Source organism: Nocardioides bruguierae (genome assembly GCF_023656415.1).
Lineage (GTDB): Bacteria > Actinomycetota > Actinomycetes > Propionibacteriales > Nocardioidaceae > Nocardioides > Nocardioides bruguierae.
The window spans coordinates 1-16,165 of record NZ_JAMOIL010000047.1; the positions used below are offsets into that span (position 1 = coordinate 1).

The following is a 16,165-nucleotide window of genomic DNA, read 5'->3' on the forward strand; positions in this document are numbered from 1 at the left end:
TCGGACCAGCGCGACGGCGCGGGCACGAAACTCGGGCGGATAGGGACGGGGCACTCTCAGAGCCTTTCAGTCAGGCCCGAGACTCATCACCCGATCTGGAAACCAACCCGTAGGGCAGGTCAGAGTGTCAACCAGACCGGGGGCAGACCCCGCCCGGGCTTGCCGAGCCGATGCGCTCCCGATGGAATCCGACGACCTTCGATCCCTTGCGAGACCTGTCCGGCGCCGAGATCGCGACCTCGCTGAACGCGGCTCAGTGGGCGCCTGGCTGCGCCGGGCACATGCAGCCGTGGCGCTTCGTCGTCGCCGAGCGCGGCGACTCCGTCCACGCGCTCCTCGTCTCCCATCTCAGTCGCGGCAACTCGGGGTGGGTGCCGCGCGCCTCGGTCGTCTTCCTGGCGGCGACCGAGCTCGAGGACGAGAGCGGCATGCCGATCGAGGGGAAGGCCGACGCCGCCGGCAACCTCTACGCCCTCGGCCAGGCGGCGGCCCACCTCGCCCTGCAGGCCCAGGCGATGGGCTTGTGGTCCCACCAGTTCTCCGGGCTCGACCGAGACGCCGTCGCCGACGCGCTCCGCGTCCCGCGCGGTGTGCGGATCGTTGCCGGGATCGCAGTGGGACACCGCGGGGACGTGTCGTCGGCGTCCGAGCAGGAGCAGCTCCGGGAGCGACGGCGGGAGCCGCTAAGCAGCCTCGCGTTCCATGAGTCTTGGGGCCGGCCCTGGGCGGCTGACTCTTAGCGACTCGCTCGACCTGGCGCGGATCGTCAACTCCCCGTCATCGGACCCCGGGACGCACCGGGGCCTTGGTCAGCAGGCTGAGAGGCATCCACTCACGGCCACAAGGACCACAAGGACCACAAGGAGCTGACATGACCGAGCTGATCGACCGCGTGAGCGAGCAGACCGTCCTGGCCGCCTGCCCGCAGGACTGCCCCGACACCTGTGCCATCCAGGTCACCGTGCAGGACGGCATCGCCACCGCCCTGACCGGCAGTAAGGAGCAGCCGTACACCAACGGCGGTCTCTGCGTGAAGATCGACAACTACCTCGACCGGGTCTACAACCCTGATCGCGTCCTCTATCCGATGCGGCGGGTCGGTCCCAAGGGCAGCGGCCGGTTTGAGCGGATCAGCTGGGACGACGCGATCGAGGAGATCGCCTCCCGGCTCAAGGATGTGATCGCCGAGCACGGAGCCGAGGCGATCATGCCGGTCAGCTACCTCGGCACCCAGGGCATCATCAACGGTCTCAACGTGGGCGACCCGTTCTTCAACCGACTCGGCGCGACCGTCTCCGAGCGCACCTATTGCGACGCGGGCTCCTGCACAGCGTACGCCATGACGATCGGCGACTCCGCCGGCGTGGACCCGGAGTCCTTCGTACACTCCAGGTTCATCTTGATTTGGGCCTCCAACATCATGAGTACCAACCTGCACCTGTGGCCCTACATCGCCGAGGCGAAGAAGCGCGGCGCCAAGGTCGTCGTCGTGGATCCCTTCCGCACCCGCACCGCCAAGCAGGCGAGCCAGCACATCGCGATCAAGCCCGGCACCGACGGCGCTCTCGCGATGGCGATGATGCACGTCATCATCAACGAGGGCCTGACCGACGACGACTACATCGAGAAGTACACCCTCGGCTTCGAGGAGCTCAAGGAGCGGGTCCAGCAGTACACCCCGGAGTGGGCGTCCGCCGAGACCGGTATCCCCGTCGAGGTGATCCTCACCCTCGCACGGGAGTACGCCACCAGCCAGCCGTCGGTGATCCGCATCGGCGTCGCCGTAGAGCGGCACGCCGGCGGTGGTCAGGCCGTCCGCGCCCTCTCCTGCCTGCCAGCCCTGGTCGGGGCATGGAGGAATCCGGGCGGCGGAATCCTCCAGCTGCCGCTCTGGGCCTTCCCGGTGAACTGGGGCGCGATGATGCACCCGGAGCTGATCGCGCCCGGCACACGCGTGATCAACCAGTACCGACTCGGTGAGGCGCTGACCACCCAGACCGAGCCACCGCTCAAGGCGCTCGTAGTCTACAACTCCAACCCCGTCATCGTGGCTCCGGACCAGGACCGCATGCTCCAGGGACTCGTGCGCGAGGACCTCTTCACCGTGGTGAGCGAGCAGTTCATGACCGACACCGCGCAGTACGCCGACATCGTGCTGCCCGCCACGACCCAGCTGGAGCAGGAGGACATCATGTTCTCCTGGGGGCACCTCTACATCACCTACAACAACAGGTCGATCGAGCCGCGGGGCGAGGCGGTGCCCAACACCGAGCTCTTCCGACGCCTCGCCAAGGCGATGGGGTTCGACGACGACCCGATCTTCACCCGGTCCGACGAGGAGATCATCGCCGAGGCCTTCGACTGGTCCGCGCCGCAGATGGAGGGGATCACCCTCGAGCGACTCAAGGCCGAAGGCTTCGCCCGCCTCAACCTGCCCGGCCCCGACGACTATGCGCCGCACCGGGAGGGGAACTTCCGCACCCCGTCGGGTAAGACGGAGTTCTTCTCCTCCGCAGCGGCCGGCGGCAACTTCGTCGTCCCTCTCTTCCGGCAGGGCTCCAACGACCACCAGCCCGGCGAGTACGTCGACCCGCTGCCCACGTACATCCCGCCGCGGGAGAGCGCGAGCGCCAACCCCGAGCTGGCGGCGAAGTACCCGCTGAACCTCATCACGCCGAAGGCGCACGCGTTCATCAACTCCAGCTTCGCGAACATCGCCATCCATCAGAAGGTCCAGAAGCCGGCGACGCTGATAATCAACACAGCCGACGCCGCAGCCCGCGGGATCGAGAGCGGCGACCAGATCCGCGCCTTCAACGATCGCGGCAGCGTTGTGCTCTTCGCCAAGGTCGACGACGCGGCGGCAGTCGGCGTGACCGTCGGACACGTCGGCCATTGGCGCGCCGACAGCCTGGGCGGGTCCACGCTGGCCGCACTTAGTCCGATTGCCTGGGCCGACCTCGGTCACGCCCCGACCTTCTCCGACACGCTGATCCAGGTCGAGTTCGCCGGAAAGGCCGACTGAGCGATGACGTACGTGATCACCAGTGCCTGCATCGATCTCAAGGACCGCGCCTGCACGGAGGAGTGCCCGGTCGACGCGATCTACGAGGCAGACCGCATGCTCTACATCAATCCCGACGAGTGCGTCGACTGCGGCAAGTGCGTCCCCGCCTGCCCGAACGACGCCATCGCCTCGGAGTACAAGCTGGAGCCGGACCAGGAGCGGTTCGTCGAGATCGCGGCCGAGTTCTTTGAGGCCTTTCCCGAGGCTTCGGGCGGAGGCGAGGAAGTCGGCCCGATCGCCGGGGACCACCCCGTCGTCGCCGCGTGGGGACGTCCCTGATGAGCGGATCGACGAGTCGATCGACGAGCGACCCGGTCCGCGTCGACCTCGCGATCGTCGGGGCCGGCCCGGTGGGCCTGTACGCCGCCTACTATGCCGGCTTCCGCGGCATGAGCGTTGCCGTGATCGACGCGCTGGAGCAGGTCGGCGGGCAGATGAGCGCGATGTATCCGGAGAAGATGGTCTACGACGTCGCAGGATTTCCCGCGGTCAAGGCCGCAGACCTGGTCCAGCGTCTCGCCGAGCAGGCCGCAGCATCGTCGCCGCGCTATCTGCTTGGCGAGCAGGTCGCCGGGCTGACCCACGTCGACGACCGCGTTGAGCTCCAGACGGCCGCCGACACCACCGTCGTGGCGTCGGCTGTGCTGCTCACGGCCGGCATCGGCAGCTTCACTCCTCGCCCGCTTCCCGCAGGTGGGGAGTACGTCGGCAGGGGCGTGATGCACTTCGTGCCGCAGCTTGAGGAGTTGCGTGACCTCGACATCGTGGTGGTCGGCGGCGGCGACAGCGCCGTGGACTGGGCGCTCAGCCTCGAGCAGATCGCCTCATCGGTCGGCATAGTCCATCGACGAGACGTCTTCCGTGCCCACGAGGCGAGCCTGTCGCGGCTGCGCTCCTCGACGGTGGAGATCCTGACGCCGTACGAGGTCGGCGCGCTGCACGGCGAGCCTCAGCTCCGAGCCGTGACGCTGGTCAGCGACGACTGCGTGATCGAGCGGGAGGCGCAGGTGGTGGTCGCGGCGCTGGGCTTCAAGGCCGACCTCGGGCCGATCCGGCGGTGGGGCATCGACATGACGGGTCGCCTGATCGCCGTCGACCGTGCCCAGCGCACCAGCCTCCCGCGGGTCTTCGCGGCCGGCGACTGCTGCGGGCACGCCGACAAGGTATCCTTGATCAGTGTCGGGTTCGGTGAGGCGGCGACCGCTGTCAACCACGCGGCGCCGCTGGTCCACGACGGCGCGGTGGTCGTGCCGGGCCACTCCAGCGACGAGCCGCACTGACCGAAGACCCAGCCGGTCCGCGCCCCGGGGCCCCGCGGGGGGGCCGGGCGCGCGGCGCCGGGGGGCGCCGGCGGCCGGATCGCCCGAGGCAGCGCACTGCCCGGCGCGATACTGCCGCGGGCTGACGCCATAGGCCTGACGGAAGGCGCGGCCGAAGACTGCCAGGTCGAGATAGCCCCAATGGCGGGCTATCTCGCGGATGGAGCGGTCCCGGGTCAGGCTTGAGTTGATCTCCCGACGGGCTCCCTCGAGTCGTCGCGCTCGGATGGTCTGGGCCACCGTCAGTTCGCGACCGAGGAAGAGCCGGTGCAGTTGACGCACGGAGATCGCCACCGCGCGAGCGATCATCTCCGGGTCGAGATCCGGATCGGAGAGGTGCGCGTCGATGAACCGGTCAGCCTCCTTCAGCAGCCGCTCCTGGCCGACCGGGGCCTGCCCCTGACCGAGCGCGTCGAGCGCCACCGCCACCAACTCGCCGACCTGATCGGCCATCGCCATCGCCGTCGCACCCGTCGCCATCGACGGCTGCTCGGTCAACAGTCCGGCCAGCAGCGTGCTCACGATGTGCGACATCCCCTCGTCGGCACTGAAGGCCTGAGCCGTGAGCTCACGGCTCCGTGCCTCACCGAGGCGGAACCCGGTCCGGGGCCAGGTGAAGACACCCAGCTCCCATGCCCGCCGTGACTCGTCGGCGCGCAGCCGCCAATCGAAGGGACGGCTGGTCTCGTAGACGACGAAGTCGCCCGGCCCCAGGAGAGCGCGACGACCGTCCTGTTCCACCACGGCGCGCCCGGATCGGATAAGACCGATCTGGAAGAGGTCGCTGCCGTCGCGGCTGATCAAGGACTCCTTGCGCTGGATCACCTGATCACGCGAGGAGACCGTCGACATCTGGAGGCCGCCCAAGACTTGGCTCTCGACGGCGCCGCCGCCGTCGTCGTCGAGACCGTCGACATCGAGGCTGACGAAGTGATCGCGCAGCATGTCGCGCCAGGCGTGTGCGTCGCCGGCGACGGCAGCGGCGTGGGACGTGGTGTGGGACAGCATGCGTGGGTGTCTCCTCGACTCGTCGTCCGACACTTCCGACTATAGGCGCCCGGGAGACGACGCCTGTCTCCCGCGCAATTCCTGTACGTAACCGGCTCCTCACGGCTCGATCGGGTGGCGCTGGTCGTCAAATTCCGGTCACGCCGAGACCGTCCGGAGACCGGTGGTCGGTGCAAACTGCTCGTGTCCTGATGGAGCCAAGCGAAAGGCCGGCGATGACAGCGGAGCTGACCACACCCGCCGACCTGGTGGAGGATCTGCCGGCGTCGGGTATCGGTGACGGACTGCAGGAGCAGACGCCCTGGACGTGGGTGGTCGTCGGACCGCAGATCCCGTCGCCGGCCGAGGCCCAGCAATGGGTCGTGCGGGCAACCACAGGCGCCGTGGTCACCTTTGCCGGCACCGTTCGCGACCATGCGCCGGGGTACGAGCAGGTGCACGGCATCACGTACGAGGTCTACGGGACCGAAGCGGTGCGCCGGCTCACCGAGGTGGTTGGCATCGCCCGAGCCACCTGGTCCGACGCCGGGCGCATCGCGCTCTTCCACCGGAGCGGCTACGTGGCGCTGGGGGAGGAGAGCGTCCTGGTCGTGGTCGCTTCGCCCCACCGTCGTACGGCCTTCGACGTCGCCCGCTTCTGCATCGACGTGCTGAAGGTCTCCGTGCCAGTGTGGAAGCTCGAGCACGACGGCGTCGCGTCGGGATGGTCCGAGACCGGCGTGATGGCGCGCTCGGTCCGCGAGGCAGCCGACGCCTGGCTGGCCGAGGAAGCAACAGAGGGTGTCGACCGGTGACGTCGGACCTGCTCGGCCGTCCGCTGCGGGACCTGCGGATCTCGCTCACCGACCGCTGCAACTTCAGGTGCGGCTACTGCATGCCGCGTGAGCTTTTCGGGCCCGATCATGCCTTCCTGCCGACGAGTCGGCTGCTGAGCATCGACGAGATCGAGCGCGTTGCGCGCACAGCGGTTGAGCTCGGCGTCAGCAAGATCCGTTTGACCGGGGGCGAGCCGCTCATGCGCAGGGGCGTGGTCGGAATCGTCGAGCGGCTGGCGCGCATCGAGGGACTCGACCTGGCGATGACCACCAACGGCGTACTGCTGCCGAGGTTCGCCGACGATCTGGCAGCGGCCGGACTGCGTCGCGTCACCGTCAGCCTGGACGCCGTCGATCAGGAGATATTCGAGGCGGCCAGCGACTCCCGCTTCCGCGTTGCCGACGTGCTCCGCGGCGTCGACGCCGCCGACGCGGCGGGCCTGGGGCCGGTCAAGGTCAACGCCGTCATCCGACGTGGACTGACCGACAGGCAGATCCTGCCGATGATCCGAGAGCACCGCGGCTCGGGTCGGATACTGCGATTCATCGAGTTCATGGATGTGGGCGGCACCAACGGCTGGAGCCGCGACCACGTGGTGACGGCCGAGGAAATCCTCGACCTGATCCGCTCCGAGTGGCAGGTCGTCGAGCTTCCGGCGTCTCGCTACGGCGAGGTCGCGCAACGCTTCATGCTCGCCGACGGCAGTCTCGAGATCGGCATCATCGCCTCGGTCTCGGTACCCTTCTGCGGCACGTGCACCCGCGCCCGAGTGACGGCCGAGGGCAGGCTGCACACCTGTCTCTTCTCCGCCGGAGGCGTGGACCTCGTCCCGGCCCTGCGTCACGGCCGACCCGGCGACCTGGAAGGTCTGCTGTCCTCGACATGGGCGGGTCGCGCGGACCGCTACTCCGAGCTCCGCTCCGGGGCCCGGACCACCCTTCCCGTCGAGATGTCCTATATCGGCGGCTGACCACCTGAGGAGAGTATCGATGGCTCGTATGCTGTTCTTCGCCACCGCTCGGCATGCGGCGGGCGTCTCGTCCCAGGAAGTGGACGTTGCGACGCTTGAGGAGGCGCTCAACCTGGTCCGCACACGCTTCGGAACCGAGTTCGCGCGCGTGCTCGCGGGGTGCCGGGTCTGGGTGAACGGCGATGACCCGACCGGCCCGTCGCACCCAATCGGAGCGCGCGACGAGATCGCGGTCATCCCACCCGTCGCCGGAGGCTGAGCGGTCGCTCAACCGTCGGTGCGGCACCAGTTCCCGGACTTCCCGCCGGACTTCTCCAGCAGTCGTACGTCGGCGATGCTGGCGCCCTTGTCGACGGCCTTGACCATGTCGATGATCGTCAGTCCCGACCCGACGACCGCCGTGAGCGCCTCCATCTCCACTCCCGTGCGCCCGGTGGTGCGCACGGTGGCCTCGACCTCGATCGACGCGTCTGCGACGCTCAGGTGGACCGTGACGGCGCTGATCGGAAGCGGATGGCACAGCGGGATCAGGTCGGAAGTGCGCTTTGCTGCCATGATGCCGGCGAGGCGCGCGACGGCGATGGCGTCGCCCTTCGGCGCACCCTCGCCGCGTAGCAGCGAGATGACCTCCCCCGAGACGAGGACCCGCCCGGAGGCCGTGGCGGTCCTGGTGGTGACGGCCTTCGCGGACACGTCGACCATGCGGGCCGCGCCGGTCTCGTCGACGTGGGTGAGACGCTGCGGGCGCGTCATCGTGCGTCCTCGAGCAGGAGGACGTCGACCTTCGCGCCGGCGCCCAGGGTCGTCGTCATGGCCGGGACGCGCAGCAGGCAGTTCGCCTGCGCGAGCGAGGCGACCAGGTGGGAGTCGGGACCGCCGAGTGGCGTGACGACTCCGTCGGTGAGCGTGCCGCGAAGGTACTGCTCGCGCCCGGCAGGCGAGGTGAGCGCTCGCGCGAGGCTCGCGTGCCGGGCCGGTCGTCCGTCCGGCTTGAGGCCTTGGAGCAGGCGGAGGGCTGGTCGGACGAACAGCTCGAAGGAGACGAACGCGGAGACCGGGTTCCCCGGCAGCGCGAAGAGCGGCACCCTGCGCCGGCCCACGAGACCGAAGCCCTGAGGCTTGCCAGGCTGGAGGGCCACGGGTCCGAACCAGACGCCGTGGGAGCTGAGTAGGGCCTTGACCACGTCGTAGTCGCCGGCGGAGACACCACCGGTGGTGACGATGACGTCCGCCCAGTCCAGTTGCTCCTCGAGGGCGTCGCGGAGCCGCGATGGCTCGTCCGGGACACCACCGACGCATCTCGTGCGCGCTCCGAGCTCCTCCGCCGCCGAGGCAATGATGAACGAGTTGCTGTCATAGATCGCCGCCGGGGCGAGCGGCTGGCCCGGCTGGACGAGTTCGGCCCCCGTCGACATCGCCGCCACCTTCGGCTCGCGATGGGCGTCAACGGTGCCGTGCCCGGTCGCTGCGAGGGCGCCGAGGTGGCGAGGGGTCAGCCGGGTGCCGGCGGCGACCACGAGAGCACCACCGGTCACGTCCTCGCCGACGCAGCGCACGTTCGCGCCCCGTTGGGGGGACAGATTGAGGCTGACCTTGTCGCTGCCGCGGTCGGTCGCCTCGTACGGGACGACTGCGTCGGCTCCCTCCGGCATAGGCGCCCCCGTCATGATCTTCGCTGCGTGGCCCGGCTCGACCGCTTCGGCGGCCTGCCCCGCCCCGATCGCGCTGCTGACCGGAAGGATCACCGGGCACACGGCCGAGGCACCGATGAGATCGGCTGCGCGGACGGCGTACCCGTCCACGGCGGAGTTGTCGAAGGAGGGGACCGCGACGCAGGCGTGGTGGTCGACCGCGGTCACCCGCCCGCGCGCGTCGCGCAACGGCACGCCCTGCGAGGGAAGCGGGCGCAGCGCAGCCAGGATGCGCGCGCGGTGCTCGGACGCAGGGATGGGGGTGGGCATGATCAAACGGTAGGGCCGTCGCGCTGCATGTGACCGCGATGCTCGCGAGTTTGGCGCTTAGCGTGGAATCCGTGGCACGGAGGAGCCTGTCGGGTCTGCTGCACGGATAGGTGACATGGTTTGACGCGCCGCCTGAGGTCGATCGCCATGCCCGCCGTTCTCGTGCCCCATCTGTGCACCGCGGCTTGGGCATCCGCGTGTTCTGAGTCGCCCTGGGTTGGTTGGAGTCTCTGGTGTGTCCCTGGTCCCACGGAGTCTGGATTTCTGGATTCTGGTGCCTGACACCAGGAGGAACAGATGGGACGACGGGGCTACCCGGCAGAGTTTCGACGCAAGGTCCTCGACCTGCTCGCGGACGGCAAGAGCGTCGCCAGCGTCTCGCACGACCTCGATATCAGTGACCAGACGATCTACAACTGGCGCCGCCAAGACCGCATCGACCGAGGCCTCCAACCCGGGCTCAGCACGGCCGAGAACGCAGAGCTGGCCAAGGCGAAGAAGAGGATCGCTGAGCTTGAGGCTGAGCTGGCGATCAGCCGCCGCGCGACCGAGCTGCTAAAAGAGGAGACTTAAGTGCCCCCGTGTTCCCGGACGGCCAGGTTTGGGTGGGTGTGATCATGCTGCGTTTTCGCTGGGTGGTCCAGTAGTCCCAGTGCGGGCCCACTGGGTCTCGAAGTCGGCGGGGCTGAGATAACCCAGGGTCGAGCGGCGCCGGGTCGGGTTGTAGAAGCCCTCGACGAACGCGAAGATCGCGTTCGCCAGCCCTCACGGGTGGGCCAGGTCGAGCGGTCCAGCAACTCGGTCTGCAGGGTGGCGAAGAAACTCTCGGCCACGAAGTTGTCGAAGCAGTCTCCGACCGATCCCATCGACCCGAGCAGCCCTGCCTCCCGTAGCCGGTGCCCGAACGCCCAGCTGGTGTAGACGCTGCCGTGGTCGCTGTGATGGACCGTCCCGGCCGGTCGGCGGCGGTTCCAGATCGCCATCTGCAGGGCGTCGACGACCAGCTCGGAGCGGATGTGGTCAGCGATCGACCAGCCCACCACCCGCCGGCTGAAGCAGTCGATGACCACCGCGTAGTACAGCCACCCCTCGTTCGTGCGGTGCTGGGTCACGTCGGCGACGTAGAGCCGATCCGGGCCGTCGGGGGTGAAGCGCCGTTCGACCAGATCCGCCGACGGTGTCGCGGCCTCGTCACGGCGGGTACAGCGCCGCAGCCGCCGCCGGTGAACCCCTTGCAGACCGGTAGAACGCATCAGCCGCTCGACCCGTCCGTGGCTGACCTCGAGCCGCCTACCCATGGTCAGCTCGGCGTGCACACGGCGGTGGCCGTAGGTGCCGTAGGAAGCTGCATGGACGTGGCGGATCGCATCCATCAGGTAGGCCTGCTCGACGTCGCGGCTGCTGGCCCGACGCGAGCGCCACTCGTAGTAGCCCGATGTCGAGGCATCAAGGACCCGGCAGGTCACCGCGACGGGCACACCGTCCGCGGCAAGCTCCTGGACTACCGGGAACCCTATTTTGGGAGCACGTTCTCCCGAGCGAAATAGGCGCTCGCGCGCTTGAGGATCTCGACCTCCATCTCAAGCACCCGCTTCTCCCGACGAAGACGAACCAGCTCGGCACGCTCATCAGTGGTCAGGCCGTCCTTCGCGCCCTCATCGATATCGGCCTGCTTCATCCACCGCCGCAGACCGGACTCGGCGATCCCGAGATCCTTCGCGATCTGCGAGATGGGCTTCTCCCCGAGCCGGGCCAACTCCACGGCTCGACGGCGGAACTCAGGACTCTTCGCTGCCGGCATACAGACTCCTCTCGGGCGACCATCGTCGCCTCACTCAAGGTGTCCGGGCTAGCGGGGGCACTTCAGTACGCGGCCATCGAAGTGATGACCGCAGAGGGGCTGGCGGTCCAGGTCGCGTGCAACGTCCTTGGTGTCTCGGAATCCGGGTTCTACGAGCACCGCAAACGACCACCGTCCGAACGCTCGATCCGCCACGCGATGCTGACCGACCTGATCACCCAGATCCACGTCGAGTCCCACGGCATCTACGGCGGCCGGCGCGTGCACGCCGAGCTGACCCTCGGATGCGGCGTCGTCGTCGCTCACAACCAGGTGCAGCTGCTGATGCGACGAGCGGGCCTGGCCGGTATCACCGGGCGGCGCCGGTGGAAGCGGGTCCTGCCCGACAACATCGCCACCGACCGGGTGGAGCGACAGTTCAGCCGTTCCGGCCCGAACCAGCTCTGGGTCACCGACATCACCGAACACCCGACCCGAGAAGGCAAGGTCTACTGCTGCGTCATCCTCGACACCTACTCGCGCCGCGTCGTGGGCTGGTCGATCGACTCCTCACCGACCGGCGCGCTGGTCACCAACGCTCTCGGCATGGCTATCGACAGCCGGCTCGACAAGAGCGTCGAGCCGGGCACGATCATCCACTCCGACCAGGGAGTGCAAGGCGGATTCAACTGGTCGTCGCAACACCCTGAGTTCGGAGGTGTTCAGCGATGGCGACCGAGGACTGGAGCAAGAAGACCAGCGATGCGCCCGAAGGGGTTCGCCGACAGTGGCGCGCGGATCGGGCGCTGCGGCCGGCGATGCGTTCGCCTGGGCGGCCTGATCCCTCGCGGGTGGTGCAGCGGCAGTTCTGGCGGCTGATCGCCACTGGGATCACCTCGGCTGAGGCGGCGATCGCTGTCGGGGTGTCGGTGCCGGTCGGGATTCGCTGGTTTCGCCGCGCTGGCGGGATGCCGCCGATCAGTCTGGCCGAGCCGTCTGGGCGTTACCTCTCTTTCGAGGAACGTGAGGAGATTGCGATCCTGCACGCGCAGAACAAGGGCGTGCGCGAGATCGCCCGCGCGATCGGGCGTGACCCCGGCACCATCTCGCGCGAGGTGCGGCGCAATGCCGCTACCCGCGGTGGAAAGCAGGAGTACCGTGCAGGGGTCGCGCAGTGGAAGGCGCAGCAGGCCGCGAAGCGGCCGAAGACCGCGAAGCTCGTCGAGAACCCACGGCTGCGGGAGTACGTCCAGGACCGACTCGCGGGGAAGGTCCGCGGCCCTGATGGCACGATCGTTGCGGGTCCGACGCCACCGCCGTGGAAGGGGCTAAACAAGCCGCACCGGGCTGACCGGCGGCGGTCGCTGGCATGGAGCCCGGAGCAGATCTCGCACCGGCTGAAGGTCGACTACCCCGATGATGAGTGCGCATCAGCCACGAGGCGATCTACCAGGCGCTGTTCATCCAGGGCCGCGGTGCGCTGGAACGTGAACTGGTCACCTGCCTGCGCACCGGCCGAGCACTGCGGCAACCGCGGGCCCGCTCGCGCAACAAGCCCCATGGGCACGTCACCGCCGATGTCGTCCTCAGCGAGCGCCCCGCCGAGGCCGCCGATCGTGCCGTGCCCGGTCACTGGGAAGGCGACCTGATCATCGGAACGAGCAGGTCCGCGATCGGCACCTTGGTCGAGCGCAGCAGCCGCTCGACGCTCTTGGTCCACCTGCCACGACTGGAGGGCTGGGGCGAGAAACCGTACGTGAAGAACGGGCCAGCACTTGGCGGATACGGCGCGGTGGCGATGAACGCTGCCCTCACGGCGTCGATCACGACGCTGCCTGAGCAGCTCCGGAAGACCGTCACCTGGGACCGTGGCAAGGAGCTCTCTGGCCACGCGCAGTTCGCGTTGGAGACAGGGACGCGAGTGTTCTTCGCCGACCCGCACTCGCCTTGGCAGCGCCCGAGCAACGAGAACACCAACGGCCTGCTGCTTCAGTACTTCCCCAAGGGCACCGACCTGTCGCGATGGTCGGCCGAAGACCTGGAAGCCGTCGCCTACGCGCTCAACAACCGGCCCCGAAAGGTCCTCGGATGGAAGACCCCTGCAGAGGTCTTCGAGGAGCATCTACGCTCGCTTCAACAGCCCGGTGTTGCGTCGACTGGTTGAACCCGCCCAAGTCGGTTCCTGGGCCTTCACCAAGCGCGCCAAGGACTCAGGTCTGCTCGCCTCGATGGGCAGCTCGGTGACTGTTATGACAACTCGATGATCGAATCGTTCTGGTCGCGCATGCAGGTCGAGCTCCTCGATCGGAAGAAGTGGAACACCCGGCTTGAGCTAGCCAACGCGATCTTCGAGTACCTCGAGATCTGGCACAACCGGAAGCGTCGTCACAGCCAGCTCGGATGGCTCACGCCGATAGAGTTCGAGAGGAACCGGATCATCACCGTGGCATGAGATCCAACGAATCTCGACTCCGCGGGACCGGGGGCAGACCAGAGTCTCCATAAGACCCAGGGCGGCTCAGAGGTCCGCATGGAAGAGGTCGTGGAAGCATGTCTCGATGTATGCCGGCCACGGCGAAGACATGACCGAGGGCACAGTGCCGGCTCTTACCCGTGAAACGGCTGCTTCATCGAGCTGGTGGGACCCACGCGCGCGCTTCGGAGCGCTCGTCGTACCAGTGTCCGTTCGGGATGGTCTGCAGTTCAAAGAGGGATCCCCATGGCGCACGCACATACACGCTCGCGTTGCCCTTGGTGTCCTCGTGGGCCGAGTTCGCGTGCGGTTCTGAGAGGGCGGTCGCCCCGGCGGCCACAGCGCGACGCAAGGCCGCCTCGATGTCGTCGACGTACACCGACACGTGATTCAGGCCGAGGTCGGCTAAGCCCGCCGGTGGGGCCTGCGCCGGCGATTCGATCTCGAACACCTCCAGGCCCGGACCAACCCCAATCTGCACCATGCGCTGGCGCACGATCTTCGCCCCCGACGGTAGCCCGAGCTGCCGCTCCGTCTCTTCGCCCGCCCGAGGCGACTGATCAGCCCGAAGCCCGTCGTAGGCGGTCTTGCCGTCGAACGCGGCGCGGAGGAAATCGGTGGCGGCATCTAGGTCGGGAACCGTGACGCCAACATGGTTCACGCCACGCGGCAACGGTCCGAACGAGTCGGCGTCGTCGCCCAAGGGCAGCGCCGACGTGGCCTCTGTGGTGGCGCCCCCGACGACGTCTTCGGGCTCGCCCACCATGACCAGAGTCGCCGTTCGGTCCAAGAAGTTGGGCTCGTCCGCGGCCACGACGGTGCGGAAGGTCTCCGATCCCATCACCGCCTGCAGCCCCTCCGGGGTGTCGAACCAGAGCTCGGCCGTGCCGTCAAAGTCGGCGGTCCGCACGCCCGGGACCTCCCGGCGGTCCGAATGCGTCTGGGTGTAGCGGAGGAGGTGCTTCCTGGTCTCTGGGATCGACCGCATCAGCGGACCGTGAACATTCACATGGTGGGCGACAAAGGCCTCTTGGCTGATGCCTTCGGCGCGCTTCAAGAACATCGTCATCTTGATCATCTCTGGCCTCCTCGGATGTGTTGATCAACCTCATCATCTCCGGCAATCGCACGGCACACACGCCCCGCGAGGGCGTCAGAGGGTGCTCGTGGGTTAACCGTTTAACTAGACTGGAAGAGTGGCGAACGAACGCATCACGATGGCGCGGCTGGCCGAAGAACTGGACATCTCGATCGCGACGGTGTCAAACGCCTACAACCGCCCAGAGAAGTTGTCCGTCGGCCTCAGGCGACGCATCGAGGCCCTCGCCAAAGAGCTGGGTTACGTCGGGCCCGACCCCACGGCGCGAAGCCTGCGGCGGCGGCGGACAGGCGGCGTGGGGGTAGTTTTCACTGACGAACTGCCGTTCGTTTTCACTGATCCCGCCTCTGCCGGGTTTCTCTCCGGCGTCGCCCACGTGCTCGGCGAGAGGGACCAGCACCTGGTGCTGCTCCCAGCGGGTGCTCCCCACCGTCGGCGCCGTGCCCCAGTCGACGCCGCCGCCTTGGACGGCGTCATCTTCCACTCGCTCCCGAGCCAGGAGGCGACCCTGGCCCTTTTGCAGCGACGAGGCACCCCAGCAGTACTCGTCGACCAGCCCGGACCGGTCGACGGGGTCGGCTGGGTCGGGCTCGACGAGACCGCGGCCATGCACCGCGTCGGTGCTCTCCTCGCGAGCCTGGGACACGTCAACGTCGGGTGCATCACCTCACGGCTCGGAACCTCGCCCCGCAACGGGCCGGCCGACGCCCGTCGGGTGGCTCGATCGCGGTTCACGATCCCCCGCGATCGCATTCGTGGTCTCCAGCTTGGACTTGGCCGGCCTGTGCTCGTCGAGGAGCGCTGGAGCATCACGACCGCTGACGGCGCTGACGGGGCAGCAGCGCTGTTGCGTCGCAACCCCCGTCTGACCGCGATCGCCGCCGTTGCCGACACTTATGCCCTGGGGGCGCTGCTCTGGGCCAAGGACCACCACGTCCAGGTGCCGGAACACCTCAGCGTGACCGGCTTCGACGACATCCCGTCGGCGACCTCCGCCGGCCTTACGACCGTGCGGCAACCCTTCGATCTCAAGGGCAGAACTGCGGCACGCATACTGAACAAGGCATTCGACCACACCGGTCCCGCAGCCCTCGAACGTCTCGACACCGAGCTGGTGGTCCGTTCGAGCACCGGTCCGCCGCTGATGTGACGCCTGTTCTGCATCCCGCGTCCGGGTAGCCCCGCGAGCACATCCTGAGCCGCCCTGGGTCTTCTGGAGACTCGGGTTATTGGATTCCGACCAAGGTCTGGTCGGTCCTGGTGGCAGCGTAGAACGTCGCTTCGAACTCTGCTGGCGGTACGTCGTCGAGGTAGCCGTGCAGGCGGTCGTTGTTGTGCCAGTGGACCCACGAGAGGGTCTCGAGCTCGACGTCCTCGACGGTCTTCCAGGGCCTGCCGTCGCGGGCGGGACCGCGGATGAGTTCGGCCTTGTAGTAGCCGTTGACCGTCTCGGCCAGGGCATTGTCGTACGAATCCCCGACGGTCCCGATCGAGGGCACGGCGCCGATCTCGGCGAGCCGTTCGCCGTATCGCACGGACGTGAATTGACCGGGTTCAACCAGTCGATGCAACACCAGCTTCTTGGAGTAAGAGTAGGTGTTCGTTGAATGCCTCGGCCGGTGTCTTCCATCCGAGTGTCTTGCGGGGTCTGCTGTTCAGCGCGTGCGCGACG

16 protein-coding genes and 3 pseudogenes are annotated in these 16,165 nt (G+C 68.1%); 12 read left to right on the forward strand and 7 right to left on the reverse strand.

Annotated features, from left to right (window positions below; genetic code table 11):
- The first annotated feature begins 206 nt into the window (after positions 1–206).
- The 4 genes from M8330_RS20860 (at position 207) to M8330_RS20875 (ending at position 4,347) form a co-directional block, all read left to right on the forward strand.
- Complete coding sequence (locus M8330_RS20860; protein WP_250828912.1) at positions 207–740, forward strand: nitroreductase family protein; 534 nt, start codon at positions 207–209, stop codon at positions 738–740.
- 131 nt (positions 741–871) lie between these two features.
- On the forward strand, positions 872–3,025 hold the full coding sequence (locus M8330_RS20865; RefSeq protein ID WP_250828913.1) for a molybdopterin-containing oxidoreductase family protein: 2,154 nt from the start codon (positions 872–874) through the stop codon (positions 3,023–3,025).
- 3 nt (positions 3,026–3,028) lie between these two features.
- Positions 3,029–3,346 (forward strand): ferredoxin, encoded by a 318-nt coding sequence (gene fdxA, locus M8330_RS20870; RefSeq protein ID WP_250828914.1) that lies wholly within the window; start codon positions 3,029–3,031, stop codon positions 3,344–3,346.
- Positions 3,346–4,347, forward strand: coding sequence for an NAD(P)/FAD-dependent oxidoreductase (locus M8330_RS20875; RefSeq protein ID WP_250828915.1), 1,002 nt, complete (start codon positions 3,346–3,348; stop codon positions 4,345–4,347). The genes fdxA and M8330_RS20875 overlap by 1 nt, the downstream gene beginning before the upstream one ends.
- 117 nt (positions 4,348–4,464) lie before the next feature.
- Here the strand turns inward: M8330_RS20875 and M8330_RS22795 are convergent.
- Positions 4,465–5,394, reverse strand: a pseudogene (locus M8330_RS22795) (AraC-like ligand-binding domain-containing protein); the annotation flags it as partial.
- A 215-nt stretch (positions 5,395–5,609) separates the two neighbouring features.
- Between M8330_RS22795 and M8330_RS20885 the strand changes: the two are divergent.
- Genes M8330_RS20885 through M8330_RS20895 form a run of 3 tightly spaced genes read left to right on the forward strand, consistent with a single transcriptional unit; the run spans position 5,610 to position 7,439 of the window.
- The gene (locus M8330_RS20885) at positions 5,610–6,188 is read left to right on the forward strand and encodes a molybdopterin synthase catalytic subunit (protein ID WP_250828917.1); all 579 of its coding nucleotides are present in this window, start codon (positions 5,610–5,612) and stop codon (positions 6,186–6,188) included.
- On the forward strand, positions 6,185–7,180 hold the full coding sequence (gene moaA / locus M8330_RS20890; RefSeq protein WP_250828918.1) for a GTP 3',8-cyclase MoaA: 996 nt from the start codon (positions 6,185–6,187) through the stop codon (positions 7,178–7,180). The genes M8330_RS20885 and moaA overlap by 4 nt, the downstream gene beginning before the upstream one ends.
- A 19-nt stretch (positions 7,181–7,199) precedes the next feature.
- Positions 7,200–7,439: a MoaD/ThiS family protein gene (locus M8330_RS20895; RefSeq protein WP_250828919.1), complete on the forward strand. Its 240-nt coding sequence runs from the start codon at positions 7,200–7,202 to the stop codon at positions 7,437–7,439.
- An 8-nt stretch (positions 7,440–7,447) separates the two neighbouring features.
- On the opposite strand, the gene moaC is transcribed toward M8330_RS20895, so the two are convergent.
- Both moaC and M8330_RS20905 read right to left on the reverse strand, forming a co-directional pair.
- Positions 7,448–7,933 (reverse strand): cyclic pyranopterin monophosphate synthase MoaC, encoded by a 486-nt coding sequence (moaC, locus tag M8330_RS20900; protein WP_250828920.1) that lies wholly within the window; start codon positions 7,931–7,933, stop codon positions 7,448–7,450.
- Positions 7,930–9,141 carry a molybdopterin molybdotransferase MoeA gene (locus tag M8330_RS20905; protein WP_250828921.1) on the reverse strand — a complete coding sequence of 404 codons (1,212 nt, stop codon included), beginning with the start codon at positions 9,139–9,141 and terminating at the stop codon, positions 7,930–7,932. The genes moaC and M8330_RS20905 overlap by 4 nt, the downstream gene beginning before the upstream one ends.
- Before the next feature lie 297 nt (positions 9,142–9,438).
- On the opposite strand from M8330_RS20905, the gene M8330_RS20910 reads away from it, so the two are divergent.
- Positions 9,439–9,714 (forward strand): transposase, encoded by a 276-nt coding sequence (locus M8330_RS20910; RefSeq protein WP_250828922.1) that lies wholly within the window; start codon positions 9,439–9,441, stop codon positions 9,712–9,714.
- Here M8330_RS20910 and M8330_RS20915 read toward each other — a convergent pair.
- Positions 9,711–10,619, reverse strand: coding sequence for an IS3 family transposase (locus M8330_RS20915; protein ID WP_250828923.1), 909 nt, complete (start codon positions 10,617–10,619; stop codon positions 9,711–9,713). The genes M8330_RS20910 and M8330_RS20915 overlap by 4 nt on opposite strands.
- A gap of 35 nt (positions 10,620–10,654) precedes the next feature.
- Positions 10,655–10,942 carry a transposase gene (locus M8330_RS20920; protein WP_250828924.1) on the reverse strand — a complete coding sequence of 96 codons (288 nt, stop codon included), beginning with the start codon at positions 10,940–10,942 and terminating at the stop codon, positions 10,655–10,657.
- A 39-nt stretch (positions 10,943–10,981) separates the two neighbouring features.
- Between M8330_RS20920 and M8330_RS20925 the strand changes: the two genes are divergently transcribed.
- From M8330_RS20925 to M8330_RS20935, 3 genes and pseudogenes are all read left to right on the forward strand, one after another.
- The gene (locus tag M8330_RS20925) at positions 10,982–11,800 is read left to right on the forward strand and encodes an IS3 family transposase (RefSeq protein WP_308196323.1); all 819 of its coding nucleotides are present in this window, start codon (positions 10,982–10,984) and stop codon (positions 11,798–11,800) included.
- A pseudogene (locus M8330_RS20930) lies at positions 11,740–13,085 on the forward strand (IS30 family transposase). The gene M8330_RS20925 and the pseudogene M8330_RS20930 overlap by 61 nt, the downstream one beginning before the upstream one ends.
- Positions 13,086–13,103: 18 nt before the next feature.
- Entirely contained in the window at positions 13,104–13,373 is a 270-nt protein-coding gene (locus M8330_RS20935; protein ID WP_284705035.1) for an integrase core domain-containing protein, read from the forward strand.
- Between the two features lie 175 nt (positions 13,374–13,548).
- Here M8330_RS20935 and M8330_RS20940 read toward each other — a convergent pair whose 3' ends face one another.
- Positions 13,549–14,472, reverse strand: a complete 924-nt coding sequence (locus M8330_RS20940; protein ID WP_250828926.1) for an EthD family reductase — start codon at positions 14,470–14,472, stop codon at positions 13,549–13,551.
- Between the two features lie 118 nt (positions 14,473–14,590).
- On the opposite strand from M8330_RS20940, the gene M8330_RS20945 reads away from it, so the two are divergent.
- Positions 14,591–15,643 (forward strand): LacI family DNA-binding transcriptional regulator, encoded by a 1,053-nt coding sequence (locus M8330_RS20945; RefSeq protein WP_250828927.1) that lies wholly within the window; start codon positions 14,591–14,593, stop codon positions 15,641–15,643.
- 76 nt (positions 15,644–15,719) lie between these two features.
- Here M8330_RS20945 and M8330_RS20950 read toward each other — a convergent pair.
- A pseudogene (locus tag M8330_RS20950) lies at positions 15,720–16,040 on the reverse strand (integrase core domain-containing protein); the annotation flags it as partial.
- Positions 16,041–16,165 lie beyond the last annotated feature (125 nt).

Bases quoted from the DNA above. Each gene is read 5' to 3' on its own strand.
- moaC (WP_250828920.1), bottom strand. From the start codon at position 7,933: ATGACGCGCCCGCAGCGTCTCACCCACGTCGACGAGACCGGCGCGGCC.
- M8330_RS20865 (WP_250828913.1), top strand. From the start codon at position 872: ATGACCGAGCTGATCGACCGCGTGAGCGAGCAGACCGTCCTGGCCGCC.
- M8330_RS20940 (WP_250828926.1), bottom strand. From the start codon at position 14,472: ATGATCAAGATGACGATGTTCTTGAAGCGCGCCGAAGGCATCAGCCAA.
- fdxA (WP_250828914.1), top strand. From the start codon at position 3,029: ATGACGTACGTGATCACCAGTGCCTGCATCGATCTCAAGGACCGCGCC.
- M8330_RS20895 (WP_250828919.1), top strand. From the start codon at position 7,200: ATGGCTCGTATGCTGTTCTTCGCCACCGCTCGGCATGCGGCGGGCGTC.
- M8330_RS20910 (WP_250828922.1), top strand. From the start codon at position 9,439: ATGGGACGACGGGGCTACCCGGCAGAGTTTCGACGCAAGGTCCTCGAC.
- M8330_RS20875 (WP_250828915.1), top strand. From the start codon at position 3,346: ATGAGCGGATCGACGAGTCGATCGACGAGCGACCCGGTCCGCGTCGAC.
- M8330_RS20885 (WP_250828917.1), top strand. From the start codon at position 5,610: ATGACAGCGGAGCTGACCACACCCGCCGACCTGGTGGAGGATCTGCCG.
- M8330_RS20905 (WP_250828921.1), bottom strand. From the start codon at position 9,141: ATGCCCACCCCCATCCCTGCGTCCGAGCACCGCGCGCGCATCCTGGCT.
- M8330_RS20920 (WP_250828924.1), bottom strand. From the start codon at position 10,942: ATGCCGGCAGCGAAGAGTCCTGAGTTCCGCCGTCGAGCCGTGGAGTTG.